The 23,659-nt window shown below is 62.0% G+C and carries 22 protein-coding genes; 18 read left to right on the forward strand and 4 right to left on the reverse strand.

Features of this window, described 5'->3' with window-relative positions; genetic code table 11:
* Nucleotides 1–11: 11 nt before the first annotated feature.
* The 15 genes from ISP25_RS08910 to parC all read left to right on the forward strand — a co-directional run bounded on the left by ISP25_RS08910 (nucleotide 12) and on the right by parC (nucleotide 13,833).
* Nucleotides 12–1,091: a glycosyltransferase family 9 protein gene (locus ISP25_RS08910; protein ID WP_404613285.1), complete on the forward strand. Its 1,080-nt coding sequence runs from the start codon at nucleotides 12–14 to the stop codon at nucleotides 1,089–1,091.
* A 93-nt stretch (nucleotides 1,092–1,184) separates the two neighbouring features.
* Nucleotides 1,185–2,957: a DUF885 domain-containing protein gene (locus ISP25_RS08915; RefSeq protein WP_404613287.1), complete on the forward strand. Its 1,773-nt coding sequence runs from the start codon at nucleotides 1,185–1,187 to the stop codon at nucleotides 2,955–2,957.
* Between the two features lie 37 nt (nucleotides 2,958–2,994).
* A complete protein-coding gene (locus ISP25_RS08920) occupies nucleotides 2,995–4,098 on the forward strand; it encodes a DUF2235 domain-containing protein (RefSeq protein WP_404613289.1) in 1,104 nt (367 codons plus the stop codon).
* Nucleotides 4,099–4,291: 193 nt separating this feature from the next.
* Nucleotides 4,292–4,684: a fluoride efflux transporter CrcB gene (gene crcB, locus ISP25_RS08925; protein ID WP_404613291.1), complete on the forward strand. Its 393-nt coding sequence runs from the start codon at nucleotides 4,292–4,294 to the stop codon at nucleotides 4,682–4,684.
* Between the two features lie 27 nt (nucleotides 4,685–4,711).
* Entirely contained in the window at nucleotides 4,712–5,113 is a 402-nt protein-coding gene (crcB, locus tag ISP25_RS08930; RefSeq protein ID WP_404613293.1) for a fluoride efflux transporter CrcB, read from the forward strand.
* A gap of 15 nt (nucleotides 5,114–5,128) precedes the next feature.
* On the forward strand, nucleotides 5,129–5,476 hold the full coding sequence (locus tag ISP25_RS08935) for a DUF190 domain-containing protein (protein WP_404613295.1): 348 nt from the start codon (nucleotides 5,129–5,131) through the stop codon (nucleotides 5,474–5,476).
* Nucleotides 5,473–6,591 carry a cyclopropane fatty acyl phospholipid synthase gene (gene cfa / locus ISP25_RS08940; RefSeq protein WP_404613297.1) on the forward strand — a complete coding sequence of 373 codons (1,119 nt, stop codon included), beginning with the start codon at nucleotides 5,473–5,475 and terminating at the stop codon, nucleotides 6,589–6,591. Before ISP25_RS08935 ends, cfa begins: the two co-directional genes overlap by 4 nt.
* 505 nt (nucleotides 6,592–7,096) lie before the next feature.
* Nucleotides 7,097–7,531, forward strand: a complete 435-nt coding sequence (locus ISP25_RS08945; RefSeq protein WP_404613299.1) for a hypothetical protein — start codon at nucleotides 7,097–7,099, stop codon at nucleotides 7,529–7,531.
* 428 nt (nucleotides 7,532–7,959) lie between these two features.
* A complete protein-coding gene (locus ISP25_RS08950) occupies nucleotides 7,960–8,187 on the forward strand; it encodes a hypothetical protein (RefSeq protein WP_404613301.1) in 228 nt (75 codons plus the stop codon).
* Nucleotides 8,188–8,619: 432 nt separating this feature from the next.
* Entirely contained in the window at nucleotides 8,620–9,048 is a 429-nt protein-coding gene (locus tag ISP25_RS08955) for a hypothetical protein (RefSeq protein ID WP_404613303.1), read from the forward strand.
* 74 nt (nucleotides 9,049–9,122) lie between these two features.
* Nucleotides 9,123–9,350, forward strand: a complete 228-nt coding sequence (locus tag ISP25_RS08960; RefSeq protein WP_404613305.1) for a hypothetical protein — start codon at nucleotides 9,123–9,125, stop codon at nucleotides 9,348–9,350.
* 206 nt (nucleotides 9,351–9,556) lie between these two features.
* A complete protein-coding gene (locus tag ISP25_RS08965) occupies nucleotides 9,557–9,718 on the forward strand; it encodes a hypothetical protein (protein WP_404613307.1) in 162 nt (53 codons plus the stop codon).
* A gap of 75 nt (nucleotides 9,719–9,793) precedes the next feature.
* Complete coding sequence (locus tag ISP25_RS08970; RefSeq protein WP_404613309.1) at nucleotides 9,794–10,225, forward strand: WapI family immunity protein; 432 nt, start codon at nucleotides 9,794–9,796, stop codon at nucleotides 10,223–10,225.
* 477 nt (nucleotides 10,226–10,702) lie between these two features.
* Nucleotides 10,703–11,227 (forward strand): hypothetical protein, encoded by a 525-nt coding sequence (locus tag ISP25_RS08975; protein ID WP_404613311.1) that lies wholly within the window; start codon nucleotides 10,703–10,705, stop codon nucleotides 11,225–11,227.
* Between the two features lie 368 nt (nucleotides 11,228–11,595).
* On the forward strand, nucleotides 11,596–13,833 hold the full coding sequence (gene parC, locus ISP25_RS08980; RefSeq protein WP_404613313.1) for a DNA topoisomerase IV subunit A: 2,238 nt from the start codon (nucleotides 11,596–11,598) through the stop codon (nucleotides 13,831–13,833).
* 85 nt (nucleotides 13,834–13,918) lie between these two features.
* Here the strand turns inward: parC and ISP25_RS08985 are convergent, their stop codons facing one another.
* A complete protein-coding gene (locus ISP25_RS08985; protein WP_404613315.1) occupies nucleotides 13,919–14,872 on the reverse strand; it encodes a Nudix family hydrolase in 954 nt (317 codons plus the stop codon).
* A gap of 27 nt (nucleotides 14,873–14,899) precedes the next feature.
* Entirely contained in the window at nucleotides 14,900–15,388 is a 489-nt protein-coding gene (locus tag ISP25_RS08990; protein ID WP_192154193.1) for a dihydrofolate reductase, read from the reverse strand.
* Between the two features lie 102 nt (nucleotides 15,389–15,490).
* Between ISP25_RS08990 and ISP25_RS08995 the strand changes: the two genes are divergently transcribed.
* Nucleotides 15,491–16,516, forward strand: a complete 1,026-nt coding sequence (locus ISP25_RS08995) for a hypothetical protein (protein ID WP_404613317.1) — start codon at nucleotides 15,491–15,493, stop codon at nucleotides 16,514–16,516.
* Here ISP25_RS08995 and ISP25_RS09000 read toward each other — a convergent pair.
* Entirely contained in the window at nucleotides 16,494–17,288 is a 795-nt protein-coding gene (locus ISP25_RS09000) for a thymidylate synthase (protein ID WP_404613319.1), read from the reverse strand. The two genes, ISP25_RS08995 and ISP25_RS09000, sit on opposite strands and share 23 nt — an antisense overlap.
* Entirely contained in the window at nucleotides 17,285–18,187 is a 903-nt protein-coding gene (gene lgt, locus ISP25_RS09005; protein WP_404616292.1) for a prolipoprotein diacylglyceryl transferase, read from the reverse strand. The genes ISP25_RS09000 and lgt overlap by 4 nt, the downstream gene beginning before the upstream one ends.
* Before the next feature lie 151 nt (nucleotides 18,188–18,338).
* Between lgt and ISP25_RS09010 the strand changes: the two genes are divergently transcribed.
* Nucleotides 18,339–20,288 carry an alpha/beta hydrolase family protein gene (locus ISP25_RS09010; RefSeq protein WP_404613321.1) on the forward strand — a complete coding sequence of 650 codons (1,950 nt, stop codon included), beginning with the start codon at nucleotides 18,339–18,341 and terminating at the stop codon, nucleotides 20,286–20,288.
* A gap of 279 nt (nucleotides 20,289–20,567) precedes the next feature.
* Nucleotides 20,568–23,555 carry a TonB-dependent receptor gene (locus ISP25_RS09015; protein ID WP_404613323.1) on the forward strand — a complete coding sequence of 996 codons (2,988 nt, stop codon included), beginning with the start codon at nucleotides 20,568–20,570 and terminating at the stop codon, nucleotides 23,553–23,555.
* The last annotated feature ends 104 nt before the right edge of the window (nucleotides 23,556–23,659 follow it).

Below are 23,659 nucleotides of genomic sequence, written 5' to 3' on the forward strand. Positions count from 1 at the left end.
GCAGGCACACCGTGGCGCGATCTACGCACGACTCTTTCGACCTCGACCATCTGCGCCGTCGCATGGCGCGCGGCCTGATGCGTCTGCTGTACGGCAAGGGCGCCGAGCCCAGCGGCGAACCGCTGCCGCGACGGGGCATCTATCGCATCCTCGTCTGCCACGTCAGCCACACGCTGGGCAATGCGTTGCTGCTGACGCCGCTGATCCAGGAACTGGAGGCCACGTATCCCGGCGCCGAGATCGATATCGTCACGCGCAGCCAGGTAGGCAAGCTGCTGTACGGCCATTACGACCGCGTAAGCCAGGTGTTCCAGCTGCCGGCGCACGGTTTTGGCCATCCCATCCAATGGCTGCGCGCCACGCGCGGCATGCGCAAGGCGCATTACGACCTGGCGATCGATGCCGACCCGCAATCGCAGACCGGCCGCCTGCTGCTGCTCAAGGCGCGCGCCACCTGGACACTGGGTTTCAGCGGCCGCAAGAAAAGCGGCAGCGTGACGCATGCGGTCGAAGTGCCCGAACACGTGCAGAACAAGGGCCAGCGTCCGGTGTACCTGCTGCGCAAAGCACTCGATGTCGGTACCGAAACCGACTACCCCGTGCCCGACCTCCGCCTCGACGATGCAGAGCTCGCGCAAGGCCGACGCATGCTGGATCAAGTGCTCGCCTCCGCTCCCGCCGACGCTGCGCATCGCAAGGTCGTCGGCGTGTTCGCCAACGCCACCGGACCCAAGCTGCTCGGAACGGACTGGTGGAACCCCTTGCTGGCTGCGCTGGAACGACTGCGACCGGACTGCCGGCTGGTGGAAATCGTGCCGATGACCGGCCGCTCCATGCTGGACTCGCGTTACCCCAGCTACTTCTCCACCGAACTGCGCCAGCTCGGCGGCGTGCTCGCCAACCTCGACGGCTACCTCAGCCTGGACTGCGGCATCATGCATCTTGCCTGCGCCTCGCGCGTCCCTACGCAAGGCATCTTCACCACCACGCGCGCCGACGAGTGGGGACCCTACGGCCCGGGCAACCATGTGATCGCTGCGTACGGTCTCGCACCCGAAGCGGTGGCGCAGGAGCTTGCCGCGCATCTGTGATTCCCGCGCACGGGGCTTCCCGCTGCGCTAGGCTTCCCCTGTTGCCGTGCCGCTCAATGCGGCGCGACTCATCAACGCCACAGGGAGCCTCAGATGAAACCAATCAGCCGGATCGCTTGCGCCATTGCCCTCGCGTTGCCGCTGGGCAGCACCGCCTTCGCGGCGCAGCCTGCACCCGCCAATACAGCGGCTGCCGACCAGGCCTTCACGCACCTGTCCGACCAGTACTTCGACACGTACTACTTCCCCACCAATCCGAGCACCGCCACCTCCGATGGTTTCCATCAATGGGACGGCAAGCTCGAGGATTATTCGCGCGCGGGCGTGGATGCCAACATCAAGGCGCTGCAGCAGTGGGAAGCGCGTGTCTCGGCCGTCGATCCGAAAACGCTCGGCCAATTCGCGCAGGGCGACCGCGAACTGGTGCTCAACAACATCCACAGCACCCTGCTCACGCTGCAGACCATCAAGCCGTGGCAGAAGAATCCGGACAATTATTCCAGCGGCATCACCAGCAGCGCGTTCACCCTGATGGAGCGCAAGTTCGCCGCCCCCGAGACACGGCTGCGCGCGCTGATCGCCCGCGAAAAGCAGATGCCTGCGGTCCTGGTCGACGCACGCAAGAACCTCGACAACCCGCCGGAGATCTATACGCAGATCGCGCTGGAACAGTTGCCTGGCCTGGTGGACTTCTTCCAGCACGACGTGCCTTCGGCCTTCGCCGACGTCACCGACAAGGATCTCAAGCAACAGTTCGCGGCCAGCAACGGCGCAGTCATCAAGGCCTTGCAGGATTACCAGAACTGGCTGAAGACCGACCTGCTGCCGCATTCGCATGGCGACTTCCGCCTGGGCGCACAAGCCTATCGCGACAAGCTGAAGTACGACGAGATGGTCACCTTGCCGCTCGACCAGCTCATCGCCATCGACACCGCCAACATGCACGCGAACCAGCAACAGTTCGCCAAGGTGGCGCACGAACTCGATCCCACGAAAACACCACAGCAGGTGCTGGCCGAACTGGCCGCCGACCATCCCGCGCCGGACAAGCTGCTGACCGTATTCCGCGACAGCCTCGGCAAGCTGGTGTCCTTCATCCGGCAGCAACACATCATCACCATTCCCTCGGACGTGCTGCCCCTGGTGGAGGAAACGCCGCCCTTCATGCGCGCCACCACCTTCGCCTCGATGGACACGCCCGGGCCCTATGAAACGGTGGCGAAGGAGGCCTATCTCAACGTCACCCTGCCCGACCCGTCGTGGGACAAGCAGCACACCGACGAATTCATGGCGCAGTTCAGCTACCCGGTGATCAACAGCGTGGCGACGCACGAGGCTTATCCAGGCCACTACGTGCAGTTCCTGTGGATGCACCACCTGGACGATCGCGTGCGCAAGCTGCTGGGTGCCAACACCAACGTGGAAGGCTGGGCGCACTACTGCGAACAGATGATGCTGGACGAGGGCCTGGCGCAATACCTCTACCCGAACGACCGCCACCAACAGCTGCTGCTGCGCCTCGGCCAGCTGCAGGACGCCCTGCTGCGCAATGCGCGCTTCATCGTCGGCATCAAGCTGCACACCGGCCAGATGACGATGGACCAGGCGATCGACTTCTTCGTCAAGGAAGGCTACCAGTCGCGCGCCGTGGGCGAAGTGGAAACCAAGCGCGGCACTTCCGATCCCACCTACCTCTATTACACGCTGGGCAAGCTGGAGATCCTCAAGCTGCGCGCCGACGTGGCGAAGAAGCAGGGCAAGGACTTCAACCTCGAACGTTTCCACAACGCCTTCATGCAACAGGGCTTCGCACCCATCGCCATCGTGCGCAAGGCCATGCTGGGAGACGACTCGCCGGTACTTTGACGCGGCACGCCGCACCATCACGGAGGACGATCAGGGCATGCGCAGGCTGGTCGCACTGTTCGACGGCACCTGGGAAAAACCGGAGTCGGATACCAATGTGGAGCGGCTGAGCCGGCTGATCGCACCTCGCGATGCGGCCGGCGTCGAGCAACGGGCCGAATACTTCCCGGGCGTCGGCGCAGGCGTGACGTCCGGCCTGGCGCACCTGCTGGGCGGCGCGTTCGGCTACGGCTTCTCCGGCACCGTGAAGGACGGCTACCGCTGGCTGTGCCGGCAGTGGCAGGCCGGCGACGAGATCTGGTTGTTCGGCTTCAGCCGTGGCGCCTACACCGCGCGCAGCCTCGCCGGGATGATCCGCAAATGCGGACTGTTGCGCCGCGATGCGAACGGCGTCGTAGGCAACAATGCCATCGCCGGCGCCTATGCGTTCTACCGCGATGCCGGGACCAAACCGGGCGACGCGCAAGCCGTTGCCTGGCGCGCCGGACACTCGACGGAAACGGACATCCAATTCATCGGCGTGTGGGAAACCGTGGGCGCGCTCGGCATCCCGCATACCGCCGCATGGTTCCCGTTCGCCCATGCACGCTACGGGTTCCACGACACCGAACTCAGCCGCATCATCAAGCATGCCTACCAGGCACTTGCGCTGGATGAGCACCGCGCCAGCCTCGCCCCGGCCAAATGGACGCGCAATCCCGACACGCTGGCGCCCGGCGAATCGTGCACCGACTGGAAATCCGGGCAGGTCGAGGTGGAGCAGCGCTGGTTCGTGGGCTCGCACACCGACGTGGGCGGCGGCTATCGGCACGATGGAACCCACCGGGCGCCCGACCTGCTGCCGGACCTTACGCTGGCATGGCTGCAAGGCAAGGCGATGGCCGCTGGACTGGGCTGCACGGAACGCTTCCTACCGCCATCCGGCGCCGACCTCGGGATGCCGCGCCGCTCCTATGACGAGTTCATGCATGGCCTCTACAAGCTTTTCAGCCTGCCATACGACCGGGTGATCGGTGGCGGCATCAACGAGACGGTGGACGAATCGGTGTGGCGACACGCCAGGCTCACCGACTACCGCTCGCCCACGCTGGCGCGGGCGCTGCGCGACGACGTGATCGCCGCTCCGCCGGGCGTCGCCTGATGGGCATTCCGCCTGCGCATCGGCTAGCATGCCGGTCCATTGGGGAGATGGCATGCCTCCCGTTCCGTCGCTGCGTTGCCTGCGGAACGAACCGCCCACGTGCGAAAGCACCGAAGCTGATGATGCCTGCACCACCGGATTCCGGCGGCGCAGGCGTGCCTGTTGTCGCGGGTCATTGCCACGCAGACAGGAGATGCCCGACGTGAGCTTTGCTGGATTCGTTGCCGTGGGCCTGGGCGGCATGCTGGGTTGCTGGCTGCGCTGGATGCTTGGCGTGCTGCTGAACCCAGTGTTCCCGACCCTGCCGCTGGGCACGCTGGCTGCCAACCTGATCGGCGGCATCGTCATGGGGCTGGTGATGGCCGTGTTCAGTCACTACCCGGCGATACCGCAGGCGGTGCAGCTGTTCGCGACCACCGGTTTCCTCGGCGGCCTGACCACCTTCTCCACCTTCTCCGCCGAGGCCAATACGCTGCTGCTGCGCAGGCAGTCGCTATGGACCTTCATCCACGTGACAGCACATCTGGCCGGCACGCTGGCCCTGACCATGCTCGGCATCGTCCTCGTCCGCAGCGTATTGCACTGACATGCACCAACCACGGGAGACTGCAGCGTGAACTTCCCCGGATTCCTCGCCGTGGGCCTGGGTGGCCTGCTGGGCTGCTGGCTGCGCTGGATCCTGGCCGTGCTGCTCAACCACCTTTTCTCCAACCTGCCGCCCGGCACGCTCGCCGCCAACCTCATCGGCGGGCTGCTCATGGGTTGTCTGATGGGCGTGTTCGAGCGCTTCCAGACCCTGCCGCCGACGGTGCGGCTGTTCGCGGCCACCGGCTTCCTCGGCGGCCTGACCACCTTCTCAACCTTTTCCGCCGAAGCCAACACCTTGATCCTGCGTGGACATTACGTATGGTTTGGTTTGCACGTAGCGGCCCATCTCTTCGGCAGCCTGCTGCTGACCCTGTTCGGTATCTTCCTTGTCCGAAGCATCCTGCGTCGATCCGCTGGCGCCTATTGATTCGAAGGAAACGGTATGACCCCGGAAACCCTGATCGAAGGAGTGCAACTGCGCTTCTACGTGCACATGCATGCGCGCCACGACGGCATGCTGGTCTCCGAGTGGCTGCTGGAACTGGCGAAAGAGCACAAGCTCGGCGGCTGCTCGGTGTTCCGCGCCATCGCAGGCTTCGGCCGGCACGGCGTATTGCACGAAGAAGCCTTTTTCGAACTCGCCGACGACCTGCCCGTGGTGGTGGAATTCCTGTTGCGCGAAAACGAAGTCCAGATCCTGCTGCAGCGAGTACGCGACGCCGGCACGGCGCTGTTCTATTCGCTCGTACCAGCGCGTTTCGGGCTGCTCGGCAACGAGGAACATCAATGAGCCAGGATTCGCTGAGGCAGCGCGCCACCGAACTGCTGGAGCTAGCCGGCGTGCATATCGATGGCGACGCGCCCACCGACATCCGGGTGCATGACGAGCGCATCTACGCGCGTGTTTTTGCGCATGGCTCGCTGGGTCTCGGCGAGGCCTACATGGACGGCTGGTGGGATGTCCGCGACCTTCCGGGCTTCTTCACCCGTCTGCTCGATTCGCACGTTGACGAACACCTCCGGACACTGGACACGGTGATTGCGCACCTCAAGGCGCGCTTCGTCAACCTGCAACGCGGCGAGCACGCATTCGAGATCGGCAAGGCGCATTACGATCTCGGCAACGACCTGTTCCAGGCCATGCTGGGCAAATGGCTGGTGTATTCCTGCGGTTACTGGGCACAGGCGGACAACCTCGACGACGCCCAGGAAGCCAAGCTCGACCTGGTCTGCCGCAAACTCGGACTGCAACCCGGCCAGCGCGTGCTCGACATCGGCTGCGGCTGGGGCGAGGCATTAAAATACGCCGCGGAACGCTATGGCGTCAGCGGCGTGGGCATCACCGTATCCGAGCAACAGGCCGAATTCGCCCGCGAGCTGTGCAAGGGCCTGCCCATCGAAATCCGTCTGCAGGACTACCACGAGATCGACGAACCGTTCGATGCCGTGTATTCCATCGGCATGTTCGAACACGTGGGCGGCAGGAACTACCGTGCTTATTTCGAGACCGTGCGGCGCTGCTTGAAAGCGGAAGGCCTCTCGCTGCTGCACTGCATCGGCAGCAACAACACGCCCGCGCGCCCCGATCCGTGGATCGAGAAATACATCTTCCCCAACTCGATGATCCCCGCCGCCAGCCAGGTGACGGCCGCGCTGGAAGGCTTGTTCGTGGTCGAGGACTGGCACAACTTCGGCGCCGACTACGACCGCACGGTCACCGCCTGGCGCGCCAACTTCGACAGCGCGTGGCCGCAACTCGCGCAGCATTACGACGAACGCTTCCGTCGCATGTGGCACTACTATCTCGCAGCCTCCGCCGCGGTGTTTCGCAGCCGGCGCGACCAGTTGTGGCAACTGGTGTTGAGTCCGAATGGCGTACCGGGCGGCTTGCGGGTGGCGCGCTGAGCCCAAGGTCTTCTCGATACTCTCCGCAAGGTTCAAGGCGTTTTCGTGCGCCTGCCGGCGCCTGAGTTACTTTTCTCTTGCGTGGCCAAGAGAAAAGCAGCCCAAAGAGAAGGCCACCCCGGGGCGTCGCTTTCCGCCCATCCATGGACGGAACGTCCGTGAGGCGTGGCCCTCCACGGCAACGCCAGCCATGCGGCCTGATCGTCCACGCCTCACCGCCACCGAGGGGCCCGAAGAGCAGGCGCGCATCCTGCGCGCCAGAAGCCAAGCGGCACGCACCGCATGCATCGGCATGATGTGCATATGCGATTTTTCGAGGTGATAAGACATACAAGCCTCGTTTTGCGAGATACGCACACGAACGTGCCGCTGCGCGGCGGCCGAAAGGAACCGGGCAAGTGCATGATTGCTTGCAGGATTTCCTTGCTTGACGAGATAAGTGCAAGCGTGGAGCATCCGTGCGTATGCCCCGATCCGGGGTCTACTAAGCGTTAGGGGACAAAACTTGTCATCGCCGATTGGACCGGAAGATCTAGAAGCTCACCTAGCGGCCGCGTGCAGCGTGTTGAACGATGCGGCTGGCATTCAAAAAGATGTCGCGGTTCCGCCCGGAAAAGAAATTCTGCTCAAGATCGCCGAAGCGCTGGCATGCTGCTGGGAAGCTCGAGAGAAGATTCATGCATATCGTCCAGATCTCGTGCCATCTTTCGTCGTAGAGCACGAGAAGTCGCCAGAGATCTACGGCCAATTCATCTCACTATGCTCACGAGCGCATCAACTAGAGTCTGCTGGCGACCTCGCCGCGACACTCGCGGAGTACGACGCGTTCGTTGCTTCTACTCCATCAGGCTATTGTCGACGTGTCATACAGCTGCGCAGCAACCTGCTACGGCTGTCCCCTAACAATTCGTTCAAGGCGGACGCCTCCGGCGCCGCTTAACTCCAGCGTTAGGGCCCTATGGACAGAACCTCGTACATCCTACAAACCAGAGTCGCCTTGGCGCATACGCGCCGCAAGTTGGTTTTGTACGGCGCACCTCTTTCCGTTGTTCAACTATCCATCGCCATCGCTGGCTTTATCGTTTTTCAGTCATACCCTGAGCACGCTCCTATGTACTTTGCCATCGCTGCACCCGTGTGCATCGCAGCGATATGGCTCTGGGCAATCCCCATGCGCAGAGCGTTTGCCCACAATGCACCTTCTTGTTCTGCATGCCACAAGCCCGCAGGGTTGTTCACATGGCGCAAGGCAACGGCCAGCGGTCTATGCCCACATTGCCACGGGGCGTTGTTCGGGCCCTAACCACTCGTTCAAGGCGGACGGCTTCGCCGCCGCTTAACTCCAGCGTTAGGCCAAAGGAGAAGAACATGGAGCGTTACAGGAACCTTGGCGGCGACTCCAACGTGGCGGCATACGAACTCGGTAACGGCTCAATCACCGTTCAATTCAACGACGGCTCTGTTTATCTCTACACCAACCAGAGTGCCGGGCCGGCCAACATCACCGAGCTACAGCGTTTGGCGCAGGTCGGGCAAGGGCTCAACAGTTTCATCAATCGGTACGTTCGCAAAGGCTATGCGCAAAAGCTTCGCTAATCCGAGCTATGTCGTCAGCGCCTAACAACTCGTTCAAGGCGGACGGCTTCGCCGCCGCTTAACTCCAGCGTTAGGCCCGCAAGGAAGATCTACGAATGCTTGTGTATACGGAGCTGAGCAAGCAAGAGACCCGGCGCATGCAGCTACTCGGCATCCCGATGTTCATTGTTGTTGTCGCTTGCTCCATGACCATGGGGTGCACTCTGGAGCATTCTCTTCGCATTCGTTGCACTCATTCCTTACTCGTTCTTCTACAGCAAGGCGTACGCTGTGGTGGCTTCGCGCAATTCATCGCTGCCTGGCTGGAAGTTCTACGCTAGCGTGGTTCTGGTACAACTTGCCTTCATCGCAACACTGGTGGCTCGCGCGCGGGCCTAACATCTCGTTCAAGGCGGACGGCTACGCCGCCGCTTAACTCCAGCGTTAGGGTTCATGGTCAAGTTATCTGAATATCGTGAATATCTAGAGGCAATTCCTGCTGCCACATCAGGAGACCTTGTGTCTGCCCGCTCAAACCTCGAGTCGCTCCTCGCAAAAATCGAGCTACATTCCAGCTCAGAGCAGCTTGCCTACGTTCTTCAACTCCTAGCTGACGTCGAGGCACAAGCTGGCAACGCTGAAAAAGCGTTGTCGCTTCACGAGCGTGCACTGGTCACTGATAGCGCCAATCCGCTTACGCCGCTCAATTGCGCAAAGAGCTTGTTAGGTCGCCTCAATCAGCCCGCGCTTGCACTCGCACGCCTAAAAGTCGCCGAGGCTTTGCTGGCATCCGGCACTTGGCAACCCAACTCAAACGACATGCCTCGCGAGTGGTATCAACATCAAATTCAATCCGTTCGGGTGCAAGCTCTGCAAGCATGAGCCCTAACAATTCGTTCAAGGCGGACGGCTTCGCCGCCGCTTAACTCAGGCGTTAGGCGCACATGGAAAGTTCTATGGGCACGAAAGAGAAAGATTCATCCGCCAGAGAGCTTGTTCGCGCCCTGAGCGCTGAGAACAAGCGCTTACACTCACAGATCGCGCGCCATGAAGCTAAGGAAATCACATACAAGAATCGAATCGCGGCGCTCGAGGCAGAGATCAAATCGGGAAACAATCGCGAACTCAAGAAGATCCTCAATGAAATATCTAATGCCGGCAGCAGCTTGCCTGTTCAAAAATAAGGCTTGCGCGCCTAACAATTCGTTCAAGGCGGACGGCTACGCCGCCGCTTAACTCCAGCGTTAGGGCTCAAATGGAAGTTTCCCAAACGATCGAGACAAATGTTCGAGCCGCGTTCTCATCACAAGACGCGAGCGTGGCGCTCCATGCACTTGCCAGCATGCAGCAACCGCCTTCCACACCTGAGTGGGCTGCATCAAGAGCTCGCGTGCAAATTGCAGTTCTCATGCTCGCCAAAGGCGATGTCGAGTTGCTTCGCAAGACAATCAAGCAGGCCCAAGTAGACTGGCGCGACACTCTTATGGCTGCAGGTCTCGGCAATGCAAATTGGCCATCTGTTGCAAATGCAGCCGGCTTTGCAGTTTCCTAGGGCCGCAGTTGAGCCCTAACATTTCGTTCAAGGCGGACGGCTTCGCCGCCGCTTAACTCTAGCGTTAGGTTCGAAATGAAGTCCATCGCATTTGGCGGCAAAGAGCATGAACGCCTAGAGATCAACGTCTTCGGCTATGGCTGTGCAGCATCCGGCAACTATCACGATGTCAACTGGCTTTCTGTAGAAACATTCATCTGCTGCGGCGGCTTTCACGGCAAGTTCCCGGCTACGTTCTTTACCGGCGATCTTCAATCCTTTCATTCCCAGCTCGCTTCGCTCTATCAAATACTTACCGGCACCGCTAAATTCGAGACTCTCGAAGGGCAGCTCAAGTTGGAGGCTACCGGTGATGGCTTGGGCCATATCAAGATTTCCGGCGAGGCGCTTGACCAGGCCGGCATCGGTAACAAGCTCATCTTTGAAATTGGTATTGACCAGACTCAGCTTCAAACTTCGGTGCAATCGTTGGCAGCGGCAACGTCAGCTTTCCCTGTTCGCACCTAACATCTCGCTCAAGGCGGACGGCTTCGCAGCCGCTTAATTCCAGCGTTAGCCGTCAAGGAAGGTATGCGCAAAATATCAGCCATCATTATCGTGCTTTGCCTGTTCCTTCCATTGCATTCGTGTACTTATCACGGTCAAATCGAGGTCTTTTATCCACTATCGGGTGACTTGCTTGGCAAGCTAGTCATTGTCGCAATTTATTTTCTTCCTCTGGTCACTTTCTTGCGGCTCAAGTATCGAATTGCCACCATTCTTGTTGGCATTTCGGCGTGCTTGGCCGGCCTGTATTTCGTGATGTACGCCGCGATCATGTGGGCAACCAACCTGTTGGTGGGTTGGTACGTGTACTCGACTGCCTCACTAATCTACCTAGTTGCCTCCGCACTCGAGCTTAGGCGCGCGATGGCTGCTAACAAATCAATCAAGGCAGACGCCTCCAGAGCCACCTAACTCAAGCGTTAGCACTTCTAGGCGAAGATGAAATCAACTGAGGTGTATTCCCAGCTACGCGCCGAGCTAGGCCCATGGCTCAAGTCTTTAGGCTTTAAACGGGCCAAGGGCCTTCTCAGCTGGTCTCGCCAATACGGAGAGATGCAAACAGTTGTTTGGTTTCAAATCTCTCAAAGTGGCTGGGAGGCGTACAGCGGTTCACAGTTTGTCGTAGAGTTTCAGCGTTCGTTAGAGCCAAGGGGCGGAACCATAGGTGGTCGCAGGCAAAGGCTTGCAGCCTTCCTTTCCGAGCTAGAGCGCGAAGAAGTCCGCAGTATTCAGAATTCCATAATCGCCAGCTTGTCCCACCCGCCACACAATCATCCTTTTCTCCATGTTTCACCTACTGTTTCAGAGCACTACCTGAAACAGTTCAGGCCTGTCACTACGCCGTACTCTGAAGGGCAAGACATATGGTTTCGCTATGCGTCACCTGAACACGTTGGCACTTGGAGCAAATTTTTCTTGCGTAAGCTTCCCCAATGCTTTGAAAAAATCGAGGCAATGGGCTAACAATTCGTTCAAGGCCGACGGCTGCGCCGCCGCTTAACTCCAGCGTTGCAATCGTGTATTCGGCCTTGGGGTGAGCGCATGGCGCTCGGGCCATCTTGGAGCCCACGAGTCGAAAGCCTATCGTTCGAAGCTGCCCCACGGTCGATTCGGGACCGACACACTTGCCCTGACATCGGCCGCCATGGCAACTCAGAGCAATAAACGGCTGCCTGGTGGCGAGGACAAGGACGGCACGCTGCGCGAGCCGCCTGCTTCGGCCTATGCCCGCTGAAATGCCTGCTTCGCGTCGATTCACCGCTCCCGTCAAGCTGTCCCCCGCCCTCCCGATCTGGCACCATCCTCCGGTTACCCGCGCCAGAATCCCCTGCATGAACCTGCAAGCCAACTACGAACAGATCCCGCTCAAGGAATACGCCGAGCGCGCTTACCTCGACTATTCGATGTACGTGGTGCTGGACCGCGCCCTGCCCTTCGTAGGCGACGGCCTGAAACCGGTGCAGCGGCGCATCGTGTATGCGATGAGCGAACTGGGCCTTGCCGCCACGGCCAAGCCGAAGAAGTCCGCGCGCACCATCGGCGACGTGATCGGCAAGTTCCATCCGCACGGCGACACCTCGTGCTACGAGGCGATGGTGCTGATGGCGCAGCCGTTCTCCTACCGCTACCCGCTGGTCGACGGCCAGGGCAATTTCGGCTCGCCGGACGACCCGAAGAGCTTCGCAGCGATGCGTTATACCGAGTCCAAGCTCAGCCCGATCGCCGAGGCGTTGCTGGGCGAGTTGGGCCAGGGCACGGTGGACTGGGTGCCGAACTTCGACGGCACGCTTGAGGAGCCTTCGTGGTTGCCCGCGCGCGTACCGCACGTGCTGCTCAACGGCTCGATGGGTATCGCGGTGGGCATGGCCACCGACATCCCGCCGCACAACCTGCGCGAGCTTGTCACCGCGTGCATCCGCCTGCTCGACGAACCCGACGCCACGGTGGCCGACCTCTGCGAACACGTGAAGGGCCCGGACTATCCCACCGAGGCGGAGATCATCACCTCGCGCAGCGAACTGCTGGCGATGTACCAGAACGGCATCGGCTCGGTGCGTGCCCGCGCGGTGTATGTGCGCGAGGAAGGCAACATCGTCATTACCGCGCTGCCGCATCAGGTCAGCCCGTCGAAGATCCTCGAGCAGATCGCCGCGCAGATGCGTGCGAAGAAGCTGCCGATGATCGAGGACCTGCGCGACGAGTCCGACCATGAGAACCCGATCCGCCTCGTGCTGGTGCCGCGTTCCAGCCGCGTCGACGCCGACGAGCTGATGCCGCATCTGTTCGCCACGACGGATCTGGAGAAGAGCTTCCGCGTCAATCTCAACATGATCGGGCTGGACGGCCGCCCGCAGGTGAAGGATCTCAGGAAGATCCTCACCGAATGGCTGGTGTTCCGCACCAATACGGTGACCCGCCGCCTCAGCCACCGCCTCGCCAAGGTCGAGCGCCGCCTGCATCTGCTGGAAGGCCTGCGCATCGCCTACCTCAATCTGGACGAGGTGATCCGCATCATCCGCACCGAGGAGGAGCCGAAGGCCGTGCTGATGGCGCGCTTCGGCCTCAGCGAGGAACAGACCGACTACATCCTCGAAACCCGCCTGCGCCAGTTGGCCCGTCTCGAGGAAATGAAGATCAATGCCGAGCGCGACCAGCTCGAAGAGGAGCGCGCGCGCATCAACGTGCTGCTGAAATCGCCGGCCAAGCTCAAGAGCCTGATCAAGGACGAACTGCGCGCCGACGCCGAGAAATATGGCGACGCGCGCCGTTCGCCGCTGGTCGAGCGCGAAGCCGCGCAGGCGCTGGACGAAAGCGCGCTGGTGGCCAGCGAACCGGTCACCGTGGTGCTGAGCCAGAAGGGTTGGATCCGCGCCGCCAAGGGCCACGACATCGACGCCGAGGGCCTGAGCTACCGCGAAGGCGACGGCCTGCTCGCCACGGCGAAGGCGCGCACTACCCAGCAGGTGGCGGTGATCGACTCCACCGGCCGCAGCTATTCCACGCCCGCACACACGCTGCCCTCGGCACGCGGCAACGGCGATCCGCTCACCGGCCGCTTCACGCCGCCGCCGGGCGCCAGCTTCGACACGCTGGTTGCTGGCGACAACGACACGCGCCTGATCCTCGCCACCGACTTCGGCTACGGCTTCGTCACCCGCTTCGAGGCGCTCACCGGCCGCAACAAGGCCGGCAAGCAGATCATCTCGCTCAGCGACGGCGCCAAGGTACTTGCGCCGCAGGCCAGCGCCGACCCGGCCCGCGACCGCATCGTGGTGGTCACCACCGAAGGCCACCTGCTGATGTTCTCCGTGGCAGAGCTGCCGGAGCTGGACAAGGGCAAGGGCAACAAGTTGATCGACGTGCCGAAGAAGCAGCTCGCGGAAGGCGAGCGAGTGGCCGGCATCGCCGTGGTCGCCGAGGGCAAGGGCGAGGTCACCATGTACGCCGGTGCGCGCAAGCTGACCCTGCGCTGGGCCGACCTGGTGGAATACGGCGGCAACCGCGCCACCCGTGGCGGCCTGCTGCCGCGCGGCCTGCGTCGCGTGGAGCGCATCGAGACCACGGGCTGAAGCGCACATCCGTAGGAGCGCACCCTGTGTGCGAATGCTTTTGACTCTGATCGAACATCAAAGCATTCACGCACAGGGCGCGCTTCTACAGCTCAGCCCAGAACCCACGTATCCCCGCCACGCCCTGCGCAACCGCCGCACGCGCGCGCGGCGACTGTGCTGGTGACAATCCGCCCAATGCATACACCGGCATCGCGGCGGCTTCGGCCAGCGACTGGAAAACATCCCAACCCAAGGGTGCCGCATCAGGATGGCTGGCGGTCGCCGCCACCGGCGACAGCGTGGCGAAATCCACGCCCATCTGCTGCGCCCTCGCCAGCTGCGCGGCATCGTGGCAGCTGGCGCCGATGATTTGCTGCAACGGCAAGGGACGTGCATCGAGTGCAGCCAGTTGCGCGCCCGTCAGATGCACACCGACACCGAGTGCCAGCGCACCTTCCACGTCCGCATTGAGCAGCAGTTGGGCGCCATGCGCGCGCGCCGACGGCAACAGCGTCGTGGCAAGTTCACGCACGGCCTCGCGTGGCCAGAGCGGCAGGCGCAATTGCACCAGCCGCTCACCGGATTCGATGGCGCGCACGATGCGCCCGAACCATGCATCGCACTCCAGCGGCGACACATCCGCGGGCGTGATGAGGTAATGCGGCGGCAGACGCAGCGCCTGCAGGATGGCACGATCGGCAGGCGCCAGCGTGGCCGGATCCGCCTGCGACGGCAGGCACCACTGCAGGCCCTGCCCCTCCAGCGAACGCGGCTCACCTCGCCACTCAGTCACGCACCACGCATCAAGCAGCAATTCGCGTTCGTGATAGCGCCAGGGCACGCGGATCAGCGGCGTGGCTTCGACCAGCTCGATGCCGAGCTCCTCGACCAGTTCGCGCGCCAGCGCCACCAGCGGTGTCTCGCCAGGCTCGCGCTTGCCGCCGGGGAACTCCCACATGCCCGCTAGGTGCTTGCCGGCGGGCCGCTCGGCCAGCAGCACGCGACCCTCGCGGTCGCGCAACGCGCCGGCCAGCACATGCAACGGCGCGTCACTCATGGGGAGGCACGGAACAGGTTTTCGGGCTCAACTGCCGCGGACGTACTCGACCATGTCAAAGTCGTAGGCGTGCTCGGCGTCCTTCTTGTGATGCACGCGCGAGACTTCGGTCCACTCGCTGAAATGCACGCCCGGGAAGAAGGTGTCGGCACCATCCACGGCCGCACCGACCCAGGTCAGGTACAGCCGGCGCGCCAGCGGCAGGGCTTCGCGGTACACCTGTCCGCCACCGATCACCATCAGGCCGGTGCTGTTGCAGCGGGCCTGCGCCTCGTCGATCGAGCGCACGGTGACCTGGCCCGGAAACGGCGCCTCGTGCTTGCGCGACAACACGTAGTTGGTGCGCTCCGGCAACGCGCGCCCCACCGACAACGCGGTGTTGTAGCCCATCAGGATGTTCTTGCCCATGGTGAGCTGCTTGAACCAGCGCAGGTCGTCTGGCAGGTGCCAAGGAAGTTGCCCCTTGCGGCCAATGGCGAAGTTCTCGTCCAGTGCGGCGATCAGCGAAATGGCCATCGGTGCTCCAGGGGCAAATGTGGCAGATTGGGCGGTGCATGAGCGGCGCGATGTCCTGCCCATGCTGACCGTACATTGTAGCCACTTGGGGGGACGACGAGCATGGCGATCATCATGGAATTTCTGGCCACCGCACTGGCCTCTGCTACGGGAGGCGCAGCGCCGGCCACGGTGCAGGTGCTGCCCACGGTGTACGAGGCGGGGCATTTCTATGCGGTGCCGGAGGCGGTGAACGGGCAAAAGTTGAAGCTGGTGGTAGATACCGGCGGCGGGGGCGGATTCGGCATGTACTGGATTACTGCTGAAGCCGCGAAGCGCCTGCACCTGAAAACCCATACCTGCAAGCTCGACGATGACCCCATCGCCGTGGCCGACTTGCCCGAGTACAAATCAGGCCGAGATCTGCCCCCACCGGCATCGAGCCCCTGCGGCAACGTGGCGATGGTTCAGGACGTTCCCGAAGGCTATGGCTGGAATGCCCATGACGAGGGCCAGTTCAGCGGCAGCTACCTGTATTCGCAGGGCATCTGGACCTTCGATTACCCCGGTGAGCGCCTGACGTTGCAAGGCCATTCATGGCGGCCCGATTCCACCGCCCATGCAATCCATCTTGGATTCCAGCGGGATGATCATGGACGCGCGACCCACGGCTATGCCCGCCTGACCATCCGCGTCGACGGGCAGCCGCTGGACATGTTGCTCGATACTGGCGCCACTGCCCATCCCACCGCCGAAGGCGAGAAGGCCAGCAGCACGCCCACGGTCAAAGGTATTGGCGTAACGAGTTATGTGGTCGCCAGCCTATTTGAGCGCTGGCACAAGGCTCATCCGGAGTGGCGGGTCGTGGTAGACGGCGACGCCGCTTCTCCCAAACACCCGATGCCAATGATCGAAGTGCCGCGCGTGGACATCGCCGGCTGGTCGGTTGGCCCGGTATGGTTCACCGAGCGCCCGGATCCCGCTTTCCACGACATGATGTCCAGCATGATGGACAAGCAGGTGGAAGGTGCGGTGGGCGGCAACGTCTTTGAGCACTTCGTGCTGACCATCGACTATCCGCACGACGCGGCCTATTTCAGCTGCGTAACCGGCTGCAAGGCCGCCGCTATACCGCCACCGGCGCCTTGATCGCCGGATATGGGTCATAGCCCTCGATGGCGATGTCCTCGTAGCGGAATTCCTCCAGCGCACGCACGTCGGGATTCAGCACCAGGCGTGGCAAGGAGCGCGGCTCGCGAGATAGCTGCAGCCGCGCCTGCTCGACGTGGTTGTTGTACAGGTGCGCATCGCCCAGCGTGTGGACGAAGTCGCCCACACCCAGCCCGCACACTTGCGCCACCATGTGGGTGAGCAGCGCGTAGCTGGCAATGTTGAACGGCACACCGAGGAAGATGTCACCGGAGCGCTGGTAGAGCTGGCAGCTCAGCTTGCCGTTGGCGACATAGAACTGGAACAGCGAATGGCAGGGCATCAGCGCCATCTTCGGCAGCTCGCCCACGTTCCACGCACTGACGATCAGCCGGCGCGAATCGGGATTGCGCCTGATCTCGTCCACCACCCAGCGGATCTGGTCGACAGCTTCACCGTCGGCGGCAGGCCATGCACGCCACTGCTTGCCGTAGACCGGACCGAGGTCGCCGTCGGCATTCGCCCACTCGTCCCAGATGCTGACACCGTGCTCCTTGAGGTAGGCGATGTTGGTGTCGCCTTTCAGGAACCAGATCAGCTCATGGACGATGGACTTGAGATGCAGCTTCTTGGTGGTGACCAGCGGGAAGCCTTCGGCGAGGTCGAAGCGCATCTGCCAGCCGAACACGCTGCGTGTGCCGGTGCCGGTGCGGTCCGCTTTCTCGGTGCCGTGGTCGAGCACGTGGCGCAGCAGGTCGAGGTAGGCCTTCATTTGCCGTCCTTCGCGGGCATCGCCACGTCGTACAGCCGCAGTGTGGGCGCCTTGCGCGAAAGCCACAGCAACCACAGGCCCACGGCGATCAGCGGCAGCGAGAGGATCTGCCCCATTGTGACCCAGCCGAAGGCGAGATAGCCCAGCTGGATGTCAGGCAGGCGCACGAATTCCACTGCGAAGCGGAAGCAGCCGTACATCAGCGCGAACAGGCCGGACACGAGATAACGCGGCCGCGGCTTCATCGATACCAGCCACAGCACGGCGAACATCACCACGCCTTCCAGCGCCAGCTCGTACAGCTGCGACGGCTGGCGCACCAGGCCGCCAAACTGCTGCAGCTGCGCCTGCCATGCCGGGTGCGCGGCAGCATAAGCCACGTCCTCGGCATGCGCGTTGGGGAAGATCATGCCCAACGGCAACTGCGTGGGCTTGCCCCACAGCTCGCCGTTGATGAAGTTGCCCAACCGGCCAAGACCCAGACCGATCGGCACCAGCGGCGCCACGAAATCCACCGTGTCGAAGAAATGCAGCTGCTGCCTGCGCGACCACCACAGCCCCGCCGCCAGCACGCCGAGCAGGCCGCCGTGGAAGCTCATGCCGCCATCCCATACCCGGAACAGCGCCAGCGGATCGGTCCAGATCCAGCGCGGGCCGCCCGCGTAATAGAACAGCATGTAGCCGATGCGGCCGCCCACGATCACGCCCATCATGGCGTAGAAAAACAGGTCGCTCAGCGCATCGCGGGTCACCGGCAGACGTCCCTGCCGTCGCCGGTATTCGCCGAGCAATGCGCCACTGAAGAACCCCACCAGATACATCAAGCCGTACCAGTGCACCTGCACCGGGCCGAGGTGAAAGGCGACGGGGTTGATATCGACGACGAAGGGTTGCGTCATGCGGTGCGGAATCAGACAGGCAAGGCCGCCAGTGTAGCGGGACACGCCCCGATCCGCCGGATAAACTGCCGGACACCCGGTCGGCGCTGGAGCAGGGGAGTAGCCGTCGCGACCGGGCCACACCAACAAGGGGAGAGCAAGGATGATGTCGATGCGCAAGCTGCATGCCGCGCTGGTCGCGGCGTGCCTGTGTTCGCCTGTCGCCGCGGCCGCGGCGGATTCGATTCCGGTGGAAACCTTCGCCCGTCACGCCAGCATGTCGATGCCGCGGCTGTCGCCCGACGGCAAGCACATCGCGCTGCGCGTGGACGACGGCGGCAACCATGCGCTGGTGGTCTATGCAGTAGACGACATGAGCCATCCGCTCAGCATGCTGCGCATGCCCGTCAATGAAGTGCCGGCAGGCGTGTACTGGGTCAGTCCGACCAGGCTTATCGTGGAAAAGGGCAAGCAGTTCGGCTCCATCGATGCGCCCCAGCTCACCGGCGAGATCCTTGCCACCGACGTGGATGGAAGGCATCAGGACTATCTGTTCGGCTACCAGTCCGGCTATGGCACCCGCGGCGACACCCGCCAGGGCGATGATGGCTGGGGTGAAGTGGATGGCTTGCCCGACAAGGCCAACAACCATTTCTACCTCGGCGCCCATCCGTGGAATGACAACAACCGGAACCGCAGCCAGATCTACGACATCGACGCGGTGAAAAACGTACGCCACCTGATCGGCGATATCGGCGTAGGCCAGATGAGCTTCATGGTAGGCCCGGATGGCAAGGTGGGCTTCGCCTACGGCACCGACAACAACTTCGACTACGTGGCCTACCAGTTCATGGCTGGTCGTTGGGTACAGCTGCAGGCTGGCAAATACTTCGCCCCGTTTGCCACCGCGCCCGATGGCCAGCACGTCTACGCCATGTACAGCGCCAATGGCGGCCCCATCCAATTGATCGAACAAAGCCTCGATGGCAACGATCGCAAAGCGCTGGCCAAGGATGATTTCGGCAACGTCCACAACGTGCAATGGACCGCCCCACCGCTGCAGCCATTCGCGGTAATCACCGCCACCGGCACGCCGCGCCCGATCTACGTCGACCCCAACCTCCCGTCAGCCAAGCTGTACATGGCGATCAGCCAGAAATTCCCCGGCGAGTTCGTCGATTTCATCAACTTCAGCGAGGACGGTCGCGAATTGCTGTTCAGCGTGAGCAGCGACCGTGACCCGGGCACCTGGTACCTGATCGATACCGAGCATTACAAGGTGGTCAAGCTGTTCGAAGGGGCACCGTGGATCGACCCGGCGAAAATGGCCGAGCGCGTACCGATGCACTTCAAGGCCAGCGACGGCACGGAACTGGAAGCCATCCTCACCGTGCCCAACGGCGTGCCGATGAACAATCTGCCGATGGTCCTGCTGCCCCACGGCGGCCCGCATGGCGTCAGCGACGACTGGTTCTTCGACAACGACGCGCAGTTCCTCGCCAGCCGCGGCTACCTTGTGCTGCAGGTGAACTACCGCGGCTCCGGCGGCCGCGGGGAGAATTTCACGCAGGCCGGCTACCTCAAGTGGGGCACCCGCATCCAGCAGGACCTGATCGACGGCGTGCGGTGGGTCGAGCAGCAGCAATACGCCGACCCGAACCGGGTCTGCGTGTACGGCGGCAGCTTCGGCGGCTACTCGGCGCTGATGTCGGTGATTCGCGCCCCGAAACTGTTCAAGTGCGCGATCGGCTACGCCGGCGTCTACGACCTGGCGATGATGTACAAGAAGGGCAGCATCGGTTCGGACACACTCGGCAAGAATTACCTGACCGCCGTGATCGGCAAGGACGATGCCGCACTCGCGGCCAATTCGCCCGACAAGCTGGCCGACCAGATCGACGTACCCGTGCTGCTGATCCACGGCGAGGCCGACGAGCGCGTACCGATCGCCCAGGCCAAGGCCATGCGCGCGGCGCTGGATGCCGCCCATAAGCCTTATGAATGGATGAGCAAATCCGGCGAAGGGCACGGCTTCTACAGCGAGGCCGACAACGTCGATCGCCTGGACCGCATGCAGGATTTCCTTGCCAAGTACATCGGCAGCGGCGCCACGCCACCCTGACCCCTTCCAAAAATCCGAAATCTCAAGGCGGGCCCGAAGGGTCCGCTTTTTTTTGCGAAATAACGCGTTATGAAATTGTTGACTGACGGATTTTCTTACTATAGCTTCACAATTTCTTGCGTCTCGCCTGACGGCTGAAAGGACCTCCCAAGCCAGCCACCCAGCAAGTTGCAAGAAAGCCTGGACGACCTCTTTTTATCACGCAGGTCTTTGATTTTTTAAGAAATTAAACGCTTAACCAACTTTTAGAAGCTGCTCAACCATTTGGGGAGATTGATGATGGTCAACAATCACACTCGGCGCCGGATCACCTATCGTCGAACAGCCCTCGCCCTGGCGCTGGGCATGGGTTTCAGCGGCTTGGCCTTCGGCCAATCCACCACGGGCAACATCTTCGGCCAGGCGCCTGCGGGCGATACCGTGGTAGCAACGAGCGCAACTGGCGTGCAACGTTCCGTCACAGTGGACGCAGACGGCCGCTACACCATCAACGGCTTGCCGGTTGGCTCCTATTCGGTATCGCTGCAGAAGGACGGGCACGAGGTCAGTTCACGCTCGAACGTCACGATCCAGGTGAGTGCGGGCACTGATGTGTCTTTCTCTGCCGCCAAGAATCTGGAAAGCGTGACCGTCACGGCCAATGCCCTGCCGGCCATTGACGTCACTAGCGTCGATTCGCGCACGGTGATCACCGCGCAACAACTCAAGACCCTCCCGCTGGCACGTTCGGCGGAAGCCATCGCCCTGCTGGCACCGGGCGCAACCCAGGGCAGCAGTTGGTTCACTGGCCCGACCGGCAATGCACTGGTGTCTTTCGGCGGTGCATCAGTGACCGAGAATGCCTACTACATCAATGGCATGAACGTCACCGACCCGCTCAACGGCCTCGGTGGCATCGATCTTCCTTATGGTTCGATCGAGCAGCAGGAAACGCTGACGGGCGGCTACGGTGCGGCCTATGGTCGTTCCGATGGCGGCGTGATCAACCAGGTCGGCAAGCGCGGAACCAACGAATGGCACTTCGGCGGTCAAGCCCTGTGGGCCCCCACCAGCCTGCGCTCCGACCCCAAAAACATCTACAACCCGGCCAACGGCAAGATCTATCAGTACCGCAACGACAACAAGGGTTGGAACACCACCTATGACGCCTACATCGGCGGCCCGCTGATCAAGGACAAGCTGTTCCTGTTCACGTCGGTGGAAGCCTCCAAGTCAAAGGACACGCTCGTCTCCACGGCATCGTCCAATACCGCCTATAAGCGGGACTTCCACGATCCCAAGTGGTACACCAAGCTGGACTGGAACATCAACGACAGCAACATCGTCGAGTTGACGGCGGCGTCGACCAAGCACCAGTACAACGGTGACGTCTACGCCTACGACACCAGCACCAGGACATTGGGTGACTTCGAAGGCACGGACACAAGCACCAAAACGTCGGCCCAGATGTGGATCGCGAAGTACACCGGCTACATCACCGACAACCTGACGGTCACCGCCCAGTACGGCAAACAGAAAACCGAAATCTTCACTTCGGCTGGCGCCAGCATCGATCCCTCGATCATTCCGATTGCCGGCGCGGACAGCGAGAACCCTGCGTACACGGGCGGCACGCCCATCACCAATTCGCAGCTCTCGGGCACCATCGGCGATCCCGCGCATCAAACCAAGGGCGCGAACTACCGTATCGACCTGACCTATGTCCTCGGGGATCACACGATCACGGCCGGCATCGACAACCAGCGCACCCAGGATCTGCATGACGGTGAATACATTCCCGCCGGCTACAACTGGGAATATGGCAAGGTCGACCCGGGTTCGTTCATCAGCGAAACCCCGTCCGGCGAAATGCAGGTGGATACGCCGTCCAACTATCCGGGAGGGGCGCAGGGCTATTACGTAGATCAGTACAAGTATCAGACCGCTGCATCGGTTCGAGTGGAGCAGCGTGCCCAGTACATCGAGGACTCCTGGCAGGTCAGCGACCGCTGGTTGCTGAAACTGGGCCTGCGCAACGACCAGTTCACCAACTTCAACAGCAACGGTCAGCCCTACATCAGGCAAACCAAGCCGCAGTGGGCCCCCCGCCTCGGCTTCAGCTGGGATGTGAATGGCGATTCCAGCTTCCGTGTCTACGGCAATGCGGGGCGTTATTACCTCGCACTGCCGACCAGCGTGGCGCTGCGTGGCGCGTCAGGCTCGCTGTTTACTCGTACCTACTACACCTACACCGGCATCGACGCGAACGGTTACCCTACCGGCCTGACTCCGATCAATACGGTCAACGGGCCGGGCCAACCGTACTCCGAGAACCTCGAGTACGGCCAATCGCCCGATCCGAAGACGGTCACCGCCAAGTCGCTTACGGCGCAGTATCAGGATGAGTACATCCTTGGCTTCGACAAGCAGCTCAACAGTGCATGGACCTACGGTGCCAAAGCGGTCTACCGCAGCCTGAAGAACGAGATCGACGATACCTGCCAGGTTGAATTGTTCACGGCGAAGGCCTTGGAAGCAGGACTCGATCCGTCGAATCTGCGCGGCTGCTATTTCTTCAACCCGGGACGTGCGGCCACTTTCACCATACCGGATGGCAAGGGCGGCTATGGCGAAATTCACCTGAGCAACGAAGAACTGGGCTTCCAGCACGCGAAGCGCAATTACTATGCATTGAACCTCTACCTGAACCATCCGTTCGACGGTACGTGGTGGGGGCGCCTCGACTACACGTTCTCGCGCAGCTACGGCAACTCCGAAGGCCAGGTGAAGTCGGATACCGGCCAGTCCGATATCTCGGCTACCCAAGACTGGGATTATCCGTCGCTGATGGAATACCAGAACGGCCTCCTGCACAACGATCACAAGCACCAGTTGAAGGTGTCCGGCGGTTACCAGATCACCCCGGAGTGGAATGTATCTGGCGTCATCTCGATGATCTCGGGTGCGCCGTACGACTGCTTGGGTGCTTATGGCCCCAACGGCACCTATCCGGCATACGCCGGCCCGTATTACCACTGGTGCAGCGGCAAGCCGGTGCCATCCGGCTCGGCAGGCCGACTGCCATGGCAGAAGACCGTTTCGCTCAACGTGGAATATCGCCCGGCATTCGCCGACAACAAACTGGCCTTCAACGCGGATGTGTTCAATCTGTTCAACTCGCAGAAGCCGACCTACATCTACGAATACCAGAATGCTGGTCAGTTCGGCCGTGTCCGTGGTTACACCACCCCGCGCTACGTGCGGCTTGGCGTCACCTACGATTTCTAAGCCCGGCACGGGTTCGCTGAATGCAACAACGGCGCCGGGAGTGATCCCGGCGCCGTTGTTCTTGTGCACGTCTTCCTGGGGAGAGTCGATGCGGCCGCAACATG

Source organism: Rhodanobacter hydrolyticus (genome assembly GCF_044904645.1).